Origin of the sequence: Lactobacillus colini (assembly GCF_017874575.1) — a bacterium.
GTDB classification, from domain to species: domain Bacteria; phylum Bacillota; class Bacilli; order Lactobacillales; family Lactobacillaceae; genus Lactobacillus; species Lactobacillus colini.
In genome coordinates this window covers 1-16,657 of record NZ_JAGGLU010000003.1, presented here as the reverse complement: position 1 = coordinate 16,657, position 16,657 = coordinate 1, and the positions used below count along the sequence as shown (strand labels likewise).

Genomic DNA, 16,657 nt, shown 5'->3' with positions numbered 1-16,657 from the left:
CTTTAATTAGGAAATACAAGCCTATTTAGAAGATTTTTTGAAGTTATAATAAAAGTTAAAAATAGTAGCAATAATTAGCAGTGTAAATGAAACGAGCATAATTTCTTTAATACCCGAATGAAAAATTCCCCTCATTTCAGGTAGTAAATGTTGCGGCAAGGTCTTAGCAGTATTGGCATCACTTAACTTATTCATCATGTCCATAGTAATGCTAGTCTTATGAAGAATACCGTGTTCAAGAGATAAATTCATGATCACACCATATACAGCTGCCATGACCGTTTGCGCTAAGATTCTGATCAAGTAAGAAGTAGAGGTTGCTGTAGGCATATCCTTAAAGCCTGCATCAATCTGCACCTTAACTTGCAAGGCAACAAAAATAAATCCAACCCCAATTCCAGAAAAGGCAGCTAAGCCAGTTAAGAGCCAAATTGGTGTAGTTAGTGTTGCTAAATACATTCCCGCCACAGAAATCATCATCGTGATTATCCCAATCATGACCAGTGTAAAGGTTCTTAAATGCTCTTGAATAGTTGCGACCGTCTGAGAGGCAATAATTTCAACAATTGAGTTAGGAATAAGCGTCATCCCGCCTAAAAGAGCTGATAATCCTAATAATGCTTGAGCCCACATTGGTAAGTAAGTATTAACCGCAATGAAAGCTCCCCAAGTAAAGGCAAATAATAAGAAGTCACCATTTAAATCGTGCTTTTTAAAGATAGTCAGTGGGATAATTGGATTATCAGCCTTCCCTTCTCGCATGAAGAATAAGAATATTAAGATTACGCTGCAGATTACTAGACCCAAAACTACGAAACTATTAGCAATTCCTAGTAACTGAATCCCTCCTAAAAATGCCAATAATCCTGTAATCAAAAATCCTGCACCTTGCAAATCAAATACAGGCGATGATTTAGGTGTAACTGGTTTATAGTAAATTAAGCATATAATCAGTCCAATTACACCTATCGGGACATTAATATAAAAGACCCAATGCCAAGATAAAGCATCAATTAGCCACCCACCAATTAAAGGTCCCAAGATTGCAGCTCCATTAAAACTAGCGGTTAAATATCCCAATACTTGGGTTCTCTTCTTGATATTCTTAAAAATATAACCGGCAATAATATAAGGCAGTGACCCCATGCCACCAGCACCAATCCCCATAATTAAGCGTGAACATAGGAAAAAGATAATATTAGGTGCTATCCCTTGCAGAGTTGATCCAATTACAAAAAGAATAATTGCAATTTCAAATGCCTTCTTATTAGTAATTCTCTCGCCAATTTTAGTCCAAATTGGAATTGAGATGGACATCCCTAATAAATAAATTGCCACAATCCAACCCATAAATTGAATCCCATGAAGTGCGGAAACAATTGCTGGAATTGCAGTATTTGTAATTGTGCTATCTAGCCCTGACATCACATTTCCCAGCATCAAGGCAACAGTTACCATAGTAATCTGCTTTTTAGTCATAAATCTTCCCCTTATATTATAAAAAAGAGCACTGATAAGCAGTGCATAAACATATATATGTTAGTACTTTTATAGGGATTTGAAAAGTGTAATTTTATTTTTAATTTGCTAAGCTAGTATTAGAAAGTTTACGAAAGGACATTCACTATGAAAATTGGTATTATCGGCGTTGGTCACATGGGAACTGCAATTATTGAAGGATTGAGAGTAAATCCCGATAATGAAATCATTGCAGAAAATCCCGTTAACCCTCGAGTTGATAAACTAGCTCAAGAACTAGGATTCAGCTTGTACAACGATATTAATGAATTTCAAAAGCAAAAACCAGAAATCATTATTTTAACTACACCAGCTGAGATAACCCTGCGTGTTGCTAACCAACTGCGCCAACTTGATTCAAGTACAATTGTTATCTCAGCTGCTGCTGGGATTAAGATTGCAGAATTTAGGCAGTTCCTATCTCATTTAGATATTGTGCGGATTATTCCTAATATTCCTGTATCGGTTAATGCAGGAACGATTGGTCTCAGCTGTGAAGATGATCTAGATGAGGAGAGTAAGACTAAGGTTATCAACTTCTTGAAGCAATTAGGAGATGTTATCCCTGTTAAAGAGAATGATCTCAGCATTGTAGGAACCATTGGTGGCTGCGGACCTGCATTTGTAGATATCTTCTTAGATGCATTAGGGGATGCAGCAGTACTTAATGGTCTTAACCGCGACACTGCCAACCAACTTGCAGCTAGCATGGTCGAAGGAAGTGCCAAGCTTGCCTATCGAACCAAGCTAGCTCCAGCATTATTGCGTGATAAGGTCTGCTCACCTGGCGGCACTACTATTCAAGGTGTACAAGCTCTCGAAAAGAATGGCTTCCGTTACGCAATTATGGACGCTGTTAATAAGGCTAATAAAAATTAAAATAAAAGCTCAGATTCTATTACAAGTAGTTTCTGGGCTTTATTTTGTGCAGTATTTAGTCTTTCTTTAAAATCTTGGCAATTCCATCAATTATCTTTAAATATTGATTTAAGTTAGCAATATTTTCACCATTATTGACAATTATGTCAGCAATATCTCTTACCTCAAGCGCACCGTGTTCAATTTTGAATTGATCTTTTTTCTTAGTTCTTGCTATCATTTCGGCTAGACTTAAGTTTAAATCTTTTTGTTTAATTGATTCTCGCTTAGCTCTTAATTCAAGTGGAGCATCAATGTAAATGTTGATCATTCTATCAGCTAGAATTCTCTTTAAATATGCCCCTAGCTCTGCACGATATAGGCTTTCTATTGAAGCATATTGAACATTTTCCTGTTTCATTTTAGCAATTAAGCGGTACAAGAATTCCCTGAATAATTGCTCATGATCTTCGGAATATAATTTTTGAAATTCGGCTTCTTTTGGTCGATCTTCGAATTCAATGCCGCGTTCCCTCATCATGTCGCTTTCAACTTGGATAATTTTCATTCTTTTAATTCCAATTGAATCAAAGTATAGTCCCGCTGCACTCTTACCTGACTCACTGAGTCCACCCAAAGAAAATAAACCTTTAAGATAAGTTAGTTGACCTTTGAAATCTTCATCCGAAATATACATGTTTTTCCTTTTCCTCCAAATTATTAAAATATATGATATTTATGATCCTGAACTTTCATAAGATGATATTCCTTTTTTCCATATAAAAAGTGATAATAAAAAAAACAAAATTGAAATCATTATTAAGCTATAGAAAAAAGTATTATTTTCTCCTCTTATAAAAAAGCTTGCTGGATAAAATGCTGTAAAGGCAAATGGTATTATAAATGTTATTACAAATCTTATTACAAAGTTATAAATATTTACTGGATACTTTGCAAAGTTATTAATCATATAAAATATATACATTACACTTCCAGACTTTTTTGTCCAAAAAGATATACTTGCTGTCATAATTTTCAAACTAGTATAAATCAAAGTAGTAAATGGAATTGTTAAAATAAACAAAATAGCCTTTTGTGGTGTCCAATATACAATATTAAAACTTTTTATTAATAATAATACTCCAATCAAAATTTCACCAACTGCATCAAATTGAAAAGTTTCAAAAGTTATTTGAAATAAAGGTGAAATTGGCCGCAACAAATACTTATCAAATTGTCCACTCACTACTGTCTTTTTAGCAAAAATCCATAAATTATCCGTAAGTAAATGATCTAAGCCTTTAGGGATTAGCGAAAAACCATAAATAAATATCAACTCATCTAAATTCCATCCATATAAAGATGGTATCTTAGAAAAAATTACCCATAAAAATACTATATTCAAGCATTGCGTTACAAAAATTCCTAATATTCCGATTATAAAGTCTAATTTGTACTCCAATAATTGTTTAAAATATTGTCTTACAAAAATTTTGTATAACTTAATATATTGCATTCTATCCTCCTTGAATTTCTAATTTTTTCAACGCTACCTTAGCTATAACCTTAGAAAGTATATAAAAGAAAATTAGCCAAAATATTTGAAAAATTAAGATATTTAATAACTTATAAGGAGTATATTTTCCTAAATAAATCATTGTTGGAAAATATATTAATGAACTAAAAGGCATAAATTGTAATATATTAGATATAACATTTGGTAAAAAGTTAAATGGTATGACCGATCCAGAAGCAAACGATATTATCGCTTGTTTAAATAGATTTGATCCCCATGTGTTTTTTAAGGTAAATGAGCTGAATCCTACACAAACATTAAAATAAAAATTTGTTAGATAAGATATCGCAAATGAAATTACGAAAGCAATTATGTATAAAAAATTGTAGTATAGTTTTATCTTAAAAATAATATATGAACCAGTTATAAATATTATTATTGGTATCCCTAAAAGAAAAATTTGTAGTAACCTTATCCCTATTTCTGTAAATAAATACGTATTTACAAAATTTATAGGTTTTAAAAGTCTAATACTTATTGATCCATCTTTTACTTCTTCTCCAATGCTTTCATTAACTCCTGTTTTTATAATTATACTTATAAAGAAACTAACAAAAACATATAACTTCATTTCATTAAATGAGAAACCTGAAATTCTATTTGAAGACGAGGAGTTAAAAATAGATAACCATAGGAAATATGTTATGATTGCCTCTAACATATCCCCAAAGCGATAACATAAAAAGTCCAATTTATATGTCGTACTTATTTTTATACCTGCTTTGGCAAAAGGCAGGTATTTTTGCAATCTAGATAACATATATTAAGTCCTCATTATTTTTTTTACAATATCTTCTATACTAGTTTCATTTACTAAAATGTTCTTAACTACTACCTTATCTAGAGTATATTTTATCAACTCAGGCAATACAGTTTTATTAGAATCAAAAATCACATGTATATCATTATCTTTAACATAAACTTCTATTTCCGGAAACTTAAGTTTATAATTTAGCTTTTCTATATCATTTATATGATCCACACTAAATACGACTTCGCGCATAGAACCATAACTACTTTTCAATTTTTCTAATGTACCATCAAATATTTCTTGACCATTATTAATTATATATATGCGATCACATAAAACTTCAACATCCCTTAAATCATGTGTAGTTAATATAATGGTTGTTTTCTTTTGAGAATTTATTTCTTTTATGGCTTGCCTAATTCTATCCTTAACAGATACATCTAAGCCTATTGTAGGTTCATCTAAAAATAAAATTTTAGGATTATGCAGCAAACTAGCTGCAATATCAGCTCTCATTCTCTGCCCTAAGGATAATGTCCGTACCGGATTATTTATAAACTTTCGAAGCTCCAAAATATCATCAAAAAAAGCAAGCCTATCATTAAATTCAGAATCAGGAATCTGATATATTTCTTTTAGTACAAAATAAGTTTCTATAACTGGAAGGTCCCACCATAACTGTGTCCTTTGACCAAAAACAACTCCTATCTCTTTTACGTATTCTTTTCTATCATTTTGAGGATTGTATCCATCTATTACTATATTCCCCGATGTAGGTTGTAAAATTCCAGTTAACATTTTTATTGTGGTTGATTTTCCTGCTCCATTTGCACCTATAAAACCGAAAATCTGTCCTTCAGGTATTTGAAAATTTAAATCTTTTACAGCTTGAAAATAGGTGTATTCTGGAAGAATCAATGTCTTTAAATATGAGATTAAGTTACTAGATTTAGTTTGTTTTTTAAATACTTTATTTAAATTTGAAACTTCAATTATATTATTTTTCATAATACATATCTCTCAATAATCTATATTCTCTCACACACGCATCTTTTTATTAATATTATATACTTAAATGCAATTTATTTGTAAACGTTTTCTATAATAAATTACTATCCGGTTTTTTATCTTAAAATATTATATTCTATACTAAAATAGCGATTTTCTTATATGTACTCAACAAGAAAATCGCTTAAATTTTAACTATTCGAATGTTTGAACTTCTATTATTATGTATTACAATCCATGAAAAATGTAATTAATATTCAAGTCTACAACAGAGCTGCAATAATAGTGTCCTAATAATTAATGGGAAATCTATCTTTATTGTTTTGTATATTTTCATTTTCGAAAATATCTAATTAACTTAATTACGTCCCCAATTATCTCAGACCCAAAAACTATAGAAAACACAAATACAAAAATAACTTGAACCGGTTTTGAGATATATAAATAACTACTATTAAAAAATGGAGTATTTAAGAATAAGAATAAAAATAACAGTATTTGAACAATATCCAATAATAATAGAGCAAATAAAATTATTTTATTAGAATAGAGAGCAGATACATTTCTCACCAGCCCAACAAAGAAAATTGCTATAAATAACGGCATCAATTGTGGCCAACTGTTTAAGCTATAGACATTAGCTATAATATTACTAATTCTAACAGGTAAAATGCTAACAATATTAGGCAAAAATATAAAAAACAACGCTATTACTAAACCAATAATAGTACTAACTATTAAATTCAACTTTATATTTTTAGCAATGGCATTCATTGTTCCTCTCCTTCTTAATCGTATTTATATATTATCTGTCTGACCGTAGATATACTCCCATTTATATTATATTCTCATATATTAATTTAAGAAAGCGCTTTCTTAATAAACTGTTATATTCTGTAATAAAATAGCGATTTTCTTATATATGATAAACAAGAAAATCGCTTAAAATTTAACTATTCGAATGCTTGAACTTTTCTATTATAAATTACAATCCACAACAAGCTAACTACTAAAAGCGGCAAGAAAATTATTAATATACCCGCCCAAGGCACAGCTACAGTAGTCGCAGTCTTAATAACTGGTGAAAAATCAAATAAGAAGTGCATTAATGCCGGAACTATCATTGTATTGGACCAAATATGAATAACACAAAATAGTAATCCAATGGCAAATGCATAAAAAACTTGCTGACTAGTAGCCGCCCAATCCTGATGAGTTAGGTTAACCAAGTGCATTAAGCCAAAAATCGCTGAAATAGTTATACTTGACAATGCTAATGAATATTTATTATTTCTGAAAACTCCAAGAAATGCATTAAAAAGCAAATTCCTAAATATAAATTCTTCACCAAATCCTGCCCCAATTGCTGTTGCCAAGCAGATAATTGTAACAGTCAAGCCTTGATTAAAAATCATCACCCAACCTATAACTTTGCCTAAATAAAGTAAAACCAATATTACGACTAAAATAGTAGATAAAATCGCTAGCTTCCCTTGTTTAGGTCTAACTTCTAAGACCTTGCTTGTCTTGGCAAAATATGCACAAAAACCAGCAACAACTAAGGTAATAGCCATATAGAGCAACCTATTCCAAGGCTGAGGTATAAATTTAAGTAAGGAAACTTTACCAGCAAAAAGATAAATTAATAGCAAAATAATGCTAATAATAAACATTTTTGGCAAAGAATACTGATATTTAAAAAAAGTAAATTTGTTATTTTTCATAAAAACCCCTTTCGAATTAATTTTAACTTAAAAAATAAAAATTCTGAAATTTTAAGCATAAAAAAATGGAGTTTTTCAACTCCATAAATCGTTATTTATTTAAGTGAAGATAAAGCCTCATCAATTGGGGTATTGCCACCAGTCATTGGAATAACTTTCTTTTCAGTATTTGGATATTTAATCACGTCAGCTAGAACTTGAGCAACATCTGGAATAGTATTCTTATCAGATGTAGTGTTATCCAAAGCTATCTTACCTGTTGCAGCTTCTTCGACTAAGCTAGTAGGCTGAACAATTGTGTAGTCAAGATTAGTTGAGTCCATTAAGAACTTATCTGCAAAGAACTTCGCTGCCAGATAATCTTCAAGACCTGGAATCGAATTAAATTTATCAATATCCAAACTATACATTGAGCTAAGCATTACGTAGCGCTTAATACCTAATTTTTCTGCAGCTTTCATTGTCTTGATTGCACCTAGTACATCAGTCTGAATTAAGTCCTTCCCTCTAGAACCAGCTGTAAAGTAGATAATATCACTGTCTTGCATTTGCTTAGCAATATCATCAACACTTGCGTGTAAATCAAGCTTATCTACTGTTACACCATCCAACTTAACAATGTTTTCTGGATGACGAGCTGCAGCCTTAACACTATGACCAGCTGCCACCAAGTCCTTAATTAATTCGGTTGCCACTCTTCCTGATCCACCAACAATAAATACTTTACTCATAATTAATACCTTCTTGTCCTAATAATCTTTACACACATATTTTATATTACTAATTATTAGTAAGGAAGCAAAAGCACTTATTTTCTTAAAAATTTAGTATCCTTATCTGGAACTTCATCAGAAACAAACCGTTCAATCCTCATATGCAAGTCATACTTGTCGCGTAACTTAGCCAAATCTTGCATCATTGATGTCTTATGATGAGCATCAATTGCGGCTTGATCAGCCCAAGAATCAATTAATAAGATAGTTTCAGGATCAGCTAGTGGTTGAAAATATTCGTATTTCTCATTACCAGGTTCTTGACGAATCTTATCTGCTAGACCACTCTCTTCCATTTCGCGTGCGAACTTTTGAGCACTACCATTCTTACCAGTATAATAAAGATTTACAGTTAAACTCATAATATTTTCTCCTTTATGTAATCGGATTCATGATTATTATAACTTGATACTACACAAAAAAGCCAAAGCTTTTTCGCTATGACTTTTAATGCTTATTGGTTATAAAATCTAATATTTTGAACATGACTGATTTGTTCTCTTCTGGTACACCATGGGCAATAATATCTTGATAAGTCTGGTGCAAGTCATTATCTTCTGCTGGATAGTCTTGGTCATTAATCGCAATTTCACGAACGTTATCTATTTCAGGTTCAAAGTGGAATTGCAGCCCAACTATATTATCACCTAGTAAGAAGCCTTGATTCTCTACTAAGTCACTTACAAACAATAATTCTGCTTCCTTAGGGATTTCAAACATCTGCTGGTGCCAATGCAAGGCTGATAACTTAGAGGGAATGTCTGGTATTTTCTTACTCTTTAAGTATACTGGTGCCCAACCTACTTCCTTGTGTGGCGCATCTAAGACTTGATAGCCTAGTGTCTTAACAATCTGCTGTGCACCAAAGCATGCCCCAAACATCGGCTTATGTCGATCAAGCATCTGCTTAATTAATTCACGCTCTTGCTTAATCCAAGTCAAATCATCGTTAGGACTCATTGGACTACCTAGAATTATTAATAAGTCGGTTTCATCAATACTTGGCAAGTGACCAAAAGTCTCCGGATGATAAACATAAAATTCATGATGATTCTGATCTGCCCAAGTCTTAATTGAACCCGGTCCTTCATTAGGTGTATGTTGCAGTACGTTTACTCTCATTTATTCAGATCCGTTCTATTATTTAGGAATCATTATAACTTAACTGGCGTATACTTGTCGCTTCAAAATTCCTATGTATGGTAAATTGCGATATAAGCCATCATAATCTAAGCCATAACCTACTAAAAATTCATCCGGTGCACTAAAGCCAATATAATCGCCTTTCAAGGCTACTTGTCTAGTTGACGGCTTATCAAGCATTGCACAGATTTCAACGCTCTTGGCGCCACGCTTTAGGAATAATTGCTTTAAGTACTTTAGGGTACGGCCGGTATCAATAATATCTTCCATCAAGATCACAGATTGACCTCTAACATCTGACTTAATATCTTGAATTAAGTCAATCTTACCGCTAGAAGTTACACCTTCATAGCTTTGAACCTTAATTGGATCAACAACTAGCTTAAAGTCCATCCTCTTAAGCATATCACTAGTAAATACCATCGCCCCAGTCATTACAGGAACTACTAGTGGTTGACTATTAGCATATTTTTCATTTAACTCTTGACCTATTTCATCCATTCTTCTATTAAGTTGATCTTCACTATATAAAATCGTTTCAATATCGTTATTCATAATTAATTTAGTCCTCTCAATTGATAACGATAAGATTTTAGCATAAAATTGTCTACTTTTTAATACTAAATTCGATATTTTTGCAATTATTTATTAACTATTTAAGCAATTTTTGGTTATATAGTTCGTATTTATTGCAAAAGAATAAGCTATTATCTTCTAATAAATAATCTGTTATGATAAAACTAAAAATAAAGGATTGTAATATGAAACTAATTAAAAAGACTATTGCTTGGCTAGTTAGCATTATAATTATTGTCTTGCTTACTGGCTCTATCTACCTGCACTTAAGCGCTTATCAACCTAGTCATAACGCACAACGTGCTGCGCAGACAGCTACAATTACTAATAAAGCGACAACATTTAAGGCAAAGCATAATCGAATGACGGTTATCTTCTATCCCGGTGCCTTAGTAACTCCTAATTCTTATTCTATTTGGGCCAAGAAAGTTGCCGCTAGCGGCTATACTGTTAAGATTGTACACTTTCCCTTAAACATGGCATTGCTTAACATCAATGCTGCTGGTTCATTAGTTGCTAAAAGCGAAAAGTACGTCATTGGTGGCCATTCGCTTGGTGGCGCTATGGCGGCTCGTTACGCCCACAATCATAACCAGCAGCTAAAGGGGATTTTCTTTCTTGCTTCTTATCCTGACCAAAAAGGTCGCCTAGATACGACCAAGCTTGCTGCCTTATCAATAACTGGCAGTCGCGATGGTGTCTTAAATTGGCAAAAATATAACACCAACAAACGCTACCTCCCTAAAAATACTCAATATGTCACTATAGCCGGCGCAAACCACGGTAATTTTGGCTCCTACGGTCAACAAAAAGGCGACAAAAAAGCCACTATTTCTAATGCTCAACAACAAAATGAAATTGCTAAGCAATTAGTCAAGTGGCTTGAAAATATTAACTATTAATTAGTCAGCAATCATGATTGCTGGCTTTTTAAATATTTGCCAGCTTCTCGAATAGTTAACTTATCTAGCGTATTCTGGTACTGGTTTAAAAAGTTGCTGACCCAGTTAGGATCAATCTTTGAATATTCTCTTAAGGCCCAGCCGATTGCCTTATTAATGAAAAATTCATCGCTACCTACACAATTTAGAATTATCTTTTCAAGTTGAATGGAATTAGTATAATTTTTGAACCGCAATTGATACAAAATTGCTACTCGCTTAATCCAAATGTTTTCTTGCTTAGACCATTTAATCATCAATGGGTCTACTCTTTTATCATTTATTGCAATGTTACCAATAACTTGAGCTAAAAAATCTACTGTATCCCACCAAGATTTAGTAATAACAAAAGTTCTAATTTTGGGAATGTCTTCATACTTAATGAACTTCTTGCTTGCCAGCAAATAGTCATACACTAAATATTGAAATTCACGATGATCATCTTGATAACACTGATTTAGAAATTCCCAGTCAACTTTTTTACTAGACTTTTCCGATTTGATGAATTCTTTATATAATTTCTTTCGATCTAATGCAGAAATCCCGTAAAACATAAACTGATTTCTCATATATTTAGCCATCGCAGGAGCCCTATTTTCATCCCCATGTTTAGCAAAAAGCTCCTTAATTACCTGATACTTATCCATTTCAAACTTCCTAAAACTAATTTATTTCTCCATTTTCTAATTTGTTGATTAAGTCGTGTACTTCTTGTTCACTAGTTGCCATCTGGTAATACACACCTGATTCCTTCAATTGATCAAAGTACTTCTGTTGAATAATGCAAATCTCTTCATCACCTAGACGCATATTTTCAGCTTTGGTTTCAATAACTAAATAGATTGGCTTATCACCGTGTTCAATTTTGAAAATAAAGTCCGGTGTCGTTGTCCCACTATCAAAACGTGGTATCTTGATGGCTTGCTTAGGTAACTTACCAAAGACACTGATCTTAGGACCATATGAATGATTTAAGATCTTCAATTCTGGATCAGCACTGTCATAGCGCAGTGGTGGCCGGTCATATAAGTACTTCTCATCAGACATTGAATTCGATTGATATACGCCAAGTACACTAGCAGGTACTGAATCTACAAATTCCTGCTTCTTAGCATTATAAATTGAAGTTGATGAAGAAAATTCCAACGGTTCATACTTATATAAAGTCTTAATATGCTCATTTAATTGTTTGTTAAAATTCTTAATCAAGTTGCCAAGAGTCTTTTCATTGATATACTTAGTGTTATTTCTTAATCGTTTAATTGCCTTGACTATTAAATTATTCAAAAGATTCACAGATAAGTCGGTCTGTTGTGCTAAGGTCTTAAGAAACTTGCCATAATTCATGGTTAAATATTCCGCATTATAATCTGCTTGATTTTCCCGAATAGTTGCTTCACTATCAGTTACAATTTCTTGATGAATCATTTGTGGACGTTGCAAGACAAATAGTTTATTATCAGGGTCATTAAATACAGTCCGAGCAATGTCTTCTGCAATCTGGTTTACCGAGGGATCAAACTTAATCATCTGTCGTTTAGCTAGTTGTAACCACAAACCCTTCAATTGTTGCCAATTTTGCTTGCGTAATTTAACAACAGTATTATCTTGTGAATATTTATCACGAACTTTACCTTGGGCAACTTTAGTCTGTTGTTCAAGTTCTGGATACAGTTGACATAGAGCATCATAACCTGTCATAGTTTGTCCATTAAATTCAACATTATTTTTGAACTTATTAGAGCGAGTAATGATATTATGCGCATCTAACTCATCAAGTAGCTGATCCTCATTAAATTGAGGATCGTTTTTTTGTTTAACTTGAACAATCAGCTTAATCATTTCATCAGTAAGTTCCTCCTGACTAAGCTTAATAGGAGAATCAGCATTAATTTCGCCGACTAATTTTTGAGCAAAGTCACGTTCATCATAACCAATTAAAAATGATAGTCTACTCTGCCATTCATCTTGGGTCAGGCGGTGACCTGTCTCATCAACTGGTAAACGCAAGCCACGCCCGACTTCTTGAATCTTGCTAATTTCAGAGCCAGAAGATCGCAGCTTAGCAATTGTGAATACGTTCGGGTTATCCCAGCCTTCACGCAAGGTCCACTTAGAGAATAAGAAACGACGAGTAAGCCAATTACCATCTTTATCTTTGAAACTTAGTAATTTTTCTTTGTTACTTAAAATATCTTCGACTTCGGCTTGAATATCAGCATCTGAACTACCACGATCTTCGCTAAAGTAGCCCGCATATACGTCTTGATGTTCAGAACGCAAACTAGATAACGTAGCCTGTAAAAATGAACAGTATTCTCTCTCACGTTCATCAATTGCCGATTTATATTGAGCAATTAATTTTTGCAGTTTTTTAGTTAAAATATCTTCAAAATGTTTAACTAACCACCCCTGGCTATTATTTTCACCACGAAAGCTAGAAATGCTATCAATAAAGAATAATGATAGCGTCTTAATCTTAGGAGCATTCTCACCTGAACTTGAGCGTAGAAAGTTATTTTGCTCAGCTTTAAAATGGCAGTCTAAAGCTTGTGAAATGATTTCGTCTTGATAATTCTGGGCAAAAGTACCAGGAATCAACTTCATATCCTTTGATAAAGCTAGACCGTTAGATAGTTCCCGATCTGTTCCACCTGCATAAGTAATATTACCCTCAAACCCTGGATCAACATCTGCAAGGTTTTCGCCGATATTCAAAGAATATTCTTTATTTCCTTTAGAGAGAATTAATTCCTTAGCCTTAGCTTGCTTAACTTTATAAAGATTATTTGCCTGTTCTTCAGGTATATCAGGGTAATCAATATCAATTCCCTTAACCAGCCCCTGATTAAAGCTATCAACTGCATCTAAGTTAAATTGTGGTTTTCCTCGGTAATAATCTTTTTTGGTAACTTTATTTTTACCGCGGCCAGTGGTGATTTCTGGGAAGGTAGCTCCGAAGCGAACAATTAGTTGAGGCTTTAAAGCTTCTATGTCAGCATAGAATTTTTTACCACGTGGGAAACGCTGTGGCTCATCAATAATTACTACTGGACGAGTAGCAGCAATCGCCTTAATTGGTGAAGTTTCACCGCCTAATAAGGTCTGGTCATAATCAGTCCGATGCATTGACTTAGAGTGTAACATCCCTTGATTAATTAATAACACTTCTATTTGATTAGTATTCTGCCTAGTTGCTTCCACAAATTCAGAGAGTTGAGCTGGGAAGTTACGTCTACCAGAACGAGAACTGAAGTCACCTGCATTAATTACGTTCAATTGAACTCTAGTATTTTCATAAAACTCATTAAAGTGACGCTTGACATAATCACTTTCAATGAAGTTCCGTGTACCTTCCTTGATACTTGGACTAGGCACAGCAATGACGAATTTAAATAGACCATATTTTTGATGTAAATCATACATCATTCTGGTATAAACATATGTCTTACCTGTACCAGTTTCCATCTTAATATCAATGTTTGCCTTATCACTATAACGATAGTTAATCAGAGGATTAGCATAAACATAATTAGCATTGGGATCATTAGTTAGAGCATCAATATCGGGAAAAGCTTTATCAATAGCTTCAAGAGCATCAGTCTGGTGTTGTAAAGTTTCAAGTTTAATCTTCATGATCTTAGTACCTCTTGATTAGTGTAACTTTACTGTCTAACTGCTTCAGACCATTCTCTAGTTCACGTAACTCAGCAATGTTAAAAGAATAGCCAAAAATCACAACGCTTTGCACTTCTAATTGATGAGTACCTAATTGATTTAGCAATTCTTTAGTTTGACTAGATGACCAGCCTTCATTAATTAGGTAAAGACGACTATCTTCAACTTGATGTGCGGTATAATTGCCGAATTTAATATTCTGAATTTCAGTATCTAATGAATAGCCATCTTTAACAAGCCAAGTAGTTAAGATGGTTTCTTCGCCACTTGCATCCCCATCAACTTTTAGACTTTGACTAGAAAAGCCATCAACCATATTAGTAAACAAGTCAACACTATCAGGATTAAAATCATCAATTTCTTCAAGAATTTGTTTGACTGGCTTTACAACACGGTAGTGCTTAAATGATCCATCAAAGTCCTCTGGTAAGGTCAATTCATTGTCTTCACGTATCTTCTTAGCTGCTCTGCGGATTCGTTCGCGAGAAATTTCGTCAACACTCATAAAGCCATCTTGAAATGCAATACGTCCTCCCTTGGTTGGTATTTTTTTACCATCTTTATTAGTGTGATAAGTCTTTTCAGGAAGCTGAACCATAATAAACTTACGATGTCCACCATCTTCAACATTTTGTTGCATCACTGCTTCTGCCGTAGTGCCTGAACCAGCAAAGAAATCCATAATTATAGAATTTTCATCTGAATAAAGTTGTATTGCACGCTGAACTAATTTAATCGGTTTAGGATATACAAAATATTTTTTACCACCCATTAATTCTTGCAAACCCTGAGTTGCAGATTGACTATGTCCAACCTCATCATACTTCCAAATGGTCATGGGAGTAATTCCAGTTTTTCTCAATTCTGACTTAAATCGTTTCATACTTGGAACCGCATCACCATTTTTTCCAAACCAAATTCGATTATCAGCGAGTCTCTCGCGAAACGCTTTTTGCGAGAGACTCCAGCTCCTTCCAGCTGGAGGCTCTACGACTCTCCCAGAGGGAGTCGTGACAGGGTAAATATTTGCTTCTACAGCGGGACCAACTGACAAATCGCTAGGCTTCCAGTCACCTCTTGGATCATTATCTGGATTTTTATACAAACTGTCTGCTTCTTCACTTCGTACAATACCATTGGTTTCGATAATATTAGCATCACGACCATATACCAACATATAGTCGTGGCTCGGTGAGAAATTTTTCTTAAGATTGATTGGTGCATATGCTCTTTCCCAAACTACTTGAGCTAAAAAATTGGCTTCACCAAAAATCTCATCACAAATTTCTTTAAGATTTCCATCTTCGTTGTCATCAATTGATATAAAGATTACTCCTGTCTGTTTCAGAAGATGCTTTGCTAGCTGAAGGCGCGGATACATAAATGTCAACCAAGCAGAATGACTAGACTTTCCCTGAATACTTTTCAGCCGCTCAATCTGTTCATCGTCAAGCCCCAGCATAGTAGATAACTGTTCATCAGAATATTCAAAACTATCAGGATAGATAAAGTCACCATTTCCAGTATTATAAGGTGGATCAATATAAATCACATCAATCTTATTAGCATAAGCAGACTGTAAGTGTCTTAGTACTTCTAAATTGTCACCAGTAAAGAACAAATTCTTACTGTCCTTACCTTCACCATTATTCTGCTTCTCATCAGGCACAATTACTGTTGTCGGCATTTCACCAGCTTGCCGGCGGGCATAGTCCTTACCAATGAAGTTGAGTTGATAGCCTTCACTTAGTTCATTAATATTTTTGTCTTTTAGCTGATTTTTAAACTTCTCTAAATCAAATGCCCCATCCTTAGTAAAGAACTCGGGTAATTTTTCTTTTAACTCATTCAAAAAGGCGGTGTTTGGTTTTACGGTTTGATTATATCTTTCATTATCACTAATCAACGCAAACACCTCCTTGATAAGCACAAAAAGAGTCTACTAATTCTTTAAAAATTAATAAACTCTCCTTAAAGCTATTGACAAATAGGTATTTACTTAAATAATCAGTGTGCTGTGCTGTGCTGTGCTGTGCTGTGCTGTGCTGTGCTGTGCTGTGCTGTGCTGTGCTGTGCTGTGCTGTGCTGTGCTGTGCTGTGCTGTGCTGTGC

16 protein-coding genes and 1 pseudogene are annotated in these 16,657 nt (G+C 33.6%); 2 read left to right on the top strand and 15 right to left on the bottom strand.

Features of this window, described 5'->3' with window-relative positions; translation table 11 throughout:
• Positions 1-21: 21 nt before the first annotated feature.
• Complete coding sequence (locus J2Z60_RS03360; protein ID WP_209686263.1) at positions 22-1,479, bottom strand: MFS transporter; 1,458 nt, start codon at positions 1,477-1,479, stop codon at positions 22-24.
• Between the two features lie 147 nt (positions 1,480-1,626).
• On the opposite strand from J2Z60_RS03360, the gene proC reads away from it, so the two are divergent.
• Positions 1,627-2,397, top strand: a complete 771-nt coding sequence (gene proC / locus J2Z60_RS03355; RefSeq protein ID WP_209686262.1) for a pyrroline-5-carboxylate reductase — start codon at positions 1,627-1,629, stop codon at positions 2,395-2,397.
• A gap of 55 nt (positions 2,398-2,452) precedes the next feature.
• Here the strand turns inward: proC and J2Z60_RS03350 are convergent, their stop codons facing one another.
• From J2Z60_RS03350 to hpt, 10 genes are all read right to left on the bottom strand, one after another.
• Positions 2,453-3,073, bottom strand: coding sequence for a cytidylate kinase family protein (locus tag J2Z60_RS03350; protein WP_209686261.1), 621 nt, complete (start codon positions 3,071-3,073; stop codon positions 2,453-2,455).
• Positions 3,074-3,112: 39 nt separating this feature from the next.
• Positions 3,113-3,892: an ABC transporter permease gene (locus tag J2Z60_RS03345; protein WP_209686260.1), complete on the bottom strand. Its 780-nt coding sequence runs from the start codon at positions 3,890-3,892 to the stop codon at positions 3,113-3,115.
• Position 3,893: 1 nt separating this feature from the next.
• On the bottom strand, positions 3,894-4,712 hold the full coding sequence (locus J2Z60_RS03340) for an ABC transporter permease (protein ID WP_209686259.1): 819 nt from the start codon (positions 4,710-4,712) through the stop codon (positions 3,894-3,896).
• Between the two features lie 3 nt (positions 4,713-4,715).
• Entirely contained in the window at positions 4,716-5,711 is a 996-nt protein-coding gene (locus J2Z60_RS03335) for an ABC transporter ATP-binding protein (protein WP_209686258.1), read from the bottom strand.
• A gap of 333 nt (positions 5,712-6,044) precedes the next feature.
• On the bottom strand, positions 6,045-6,485 hold the full coding sequence (locus J2Z60_RS03330; RefSeq protein WP_209686257.1) for a hypothetical protein: 441 nt from the start codon (positions 6,483-6,485) through the stop codon (positions 6,045-6,047).
• Between the two features lie 179 nt (positions 6,486-6,664).
• Positions 6,665-7,435: a CPBP family intramembrane glutamic endopeptidase gene (locus tag J2Z60_RS03325; protein ID WP_209686256.1), complete on the bottom strand. Its 771-nt coding sequence runs from the start codon at positions 7,433-7,435 to the stop codon at positions 6,665-6,667.
• 95 nt (positions 7,436-7,530) lie between these two features.
• Positions 7,531-8,166, bottom strand: coding sequence for an NAD(P)H-binding protein (locus J2Z60_RS03320; RefSeq protein WP_209686255.1), 636 nt, complete (start codon positions 8,164-8,166; stop codon positions 7,531-7,533).
• 77 nt (positions 8,167-8,243) lie between these two features.
• Positions 8,244-8,570, bottom strand: a complete 327-nt coding sequence (locus J2Z60_RS03315; RefSeq protein WP_209686254.1) for a putative quinol monooxygenase — start codon at positions 8,568-8,570, stop codon at positions 8,244-8,246.
• A gap of 85 nt (positions 8,571-8,655) precedes the next feature.
• Positions 8,656-9,330, bottom strand: a complete 675-nt coding sequence (locus tag J2Z60_RS03310; RefSeq protein WP_209686253.1) for a type 1 glutamine amidotransferase — start codon at positions 9,328-9,330, stop codon at positions 8,656-8,658.
• Between the two features lie 39 nt (positions 9,331-9,369).
• A complete protein-coding gene (gene hpt / locus J2Z60_RS03305) occupies positions 9,370-9,906 on the bottom strand; it encodes a hypoxanthine phosphoribosyltransferase (protein WP_209686252.1) in 537 nt (178 codons plus the stop codon).
• Positions 9,907-10,112: 206 nt separating this feature from the next.
• Here hpt and J2Z60_RS03300 point away from each other — a divergent pair, with 206 nt between their 5' ends.
• Positions 10,113-10,829: an alpha/beta hydrolase gene (locus J2Z60_RS03300; RefSeq protein ID WP_209686251.1), complete on the top strand. Its 717-nt coding sequence runs from the start codon at positions 10,113-10,115 to the stop codon at positions 10,827-10,829.
• 11 nt (positions 10,830-10,840) lie between these two features.
• Here J2Z60_RS03300 and J2Z60_RS03295 read toward each other — a convergent pair whose 3' ends face one another.
• From J2Z60_RS03295 to J2Z60_RS10895, 4 genes and pseudogenes are all read right to left on the bottom strand, one after another.
• A complete protein-coding gene (locus J2Z60_RS03295) occupies positions 10,841-11,515 on the bottom strand; it encodes a DNA alkylation repair protein (RefSeq protein WP_209686250.1) in 675 nt (224 codons plus the stop codon).
• A gap of 16 nt (positions 11,516-11,531) precedes the next feature.
• Positions 11,532-14,504, bottom strand: a complete 2,973-nt coding sequence (locus J2Z60_RS03290) for a type III restriction-modification system endonuclease (protein WP_209686249.1) — start codon at positions 14,502-14,504, stop codon at positions 11,532-11,534.
• Between the two features lie 4 nt (positions 14,505-14,508).
• On the bottom strand, positions 14,509-16,452 hold the full coding sequence (locus J2Z60_RS03285; RefSeq protein ID WP_209686248.1) for a site-specific DNA-methyltransferase: 1,944 nt from the start codon (positions 16,450-16,452) through the stop codon (positions 14,509-14,511).
• A pseudogene (locus J2Z60_RS10895) lies at positions 16,445-16,657 on the bottom strand (hypothetical protein); the annotation flags it as partial. The gene J2Z60_RS03285 and the pseudogene J2Z60_RS10895, both read right to left, overlap by 8 nt.

Coding starts and splice junctions, on each gene's coding strand:
- J2Z60_RS03300 (WP_209686251.1), top strand. CDS start 10,113: ATGAAACTAATTAAAAAGACTATTGCTTGGCTAGTTAGCATTATAATT.
- J2Z60_RS03310 (WP_209686253.1), bottom strand. CDS start 9,330: ATGAGAGTAAACGTACTGCAACATACACCTAATGAAGGACCGGGTTCA.
- J2Z60_RS03360 (WP_209686263.1), bottom strand. CDS start 1,479: ATGACTAAAAAGCAGATTACTATGGTAACTGTTGCCTTGATGCTGGGA.
- J2Z60_RS03330 (WP_209686257.1), bottom strand. CDS start 6,485: ATGAATGCCATTGCTAAAAATATAAAGTTGAATTTAATAGTTAGTACT.
- J2Z60_RS03335 (WP_209686258.1), bottom strand. CDS start 5,711: ATGAAAAATAATATAATTGAAGTTTCAAATTTAAATAAAGTATTTAAA.
- J2Z60_RS03350 (WP_209686261.1), bottom strand. CDS start 3,073: ATGTATATTTCGGATGAAGATTTCAAAGGTCAACTAACTTATCTTAAA.
- J2Z60_RS03315 (WP_209686254.1), bottom strand. CDS start 8,570: ATGAGTTTAACTGTAAATCTTTATTATACTGGTAAGAATGGTAGTGCT.
- J2Z60_RS03320 (WP_209686255.1), bottom strand. CDS start 8,166: ATGAGTAAAGTATTTATTGTTGGTGGATCAGGAAGAGTGGCAACCGAA.
- hpt (WP_209686252.1), bottom strand. CDS start 9,906: ATGAATAACGATATTGAAACGATTTTATATAGTGAAGATCAACTTAAT.
- J2Z60_RS03325 (WP_209686256.1), bottom strand. CDS start 7,435: ATGAAAAATAACAAATTTACTTTTTTTAAATATCAGTATTCTTTGCCA.
- J2Z60_RS03290 (WP_209686249.1), bottom strand. CDS start 14,504: ATGAAGATTAAACTTGAAACTTTACAACACCAGACTGATGCTCTTGAA.
- J2Z60_RS03295 (WP_209686250.1), bottom strand. CDS start 11,515: ATGGATAAGTATCAGGTAATTAAGGAGCTTTTTGCTAAACATGGGGAT.
- proC (WP_209686262.1), top strand. CDS start 1,627: ATGAAAATTGGTATTATCGGCGTTGGTCACATGGGAACTGCAATTATT.
- J2Z60_RS03345 (WP_209686260.1), bottom strand. CDS start 3,892: ATGCAATATATTAAGTTATACAAAATTTTTGTAAGACAATATTTTAAA.
- J2Z60_RS03340 (WP_209686259.1), bottom strand. CDS start 4,712: ATGTTATCTAGATTGCAAAAATACCTGCCTTTTGCCAAAGCAGGTATA.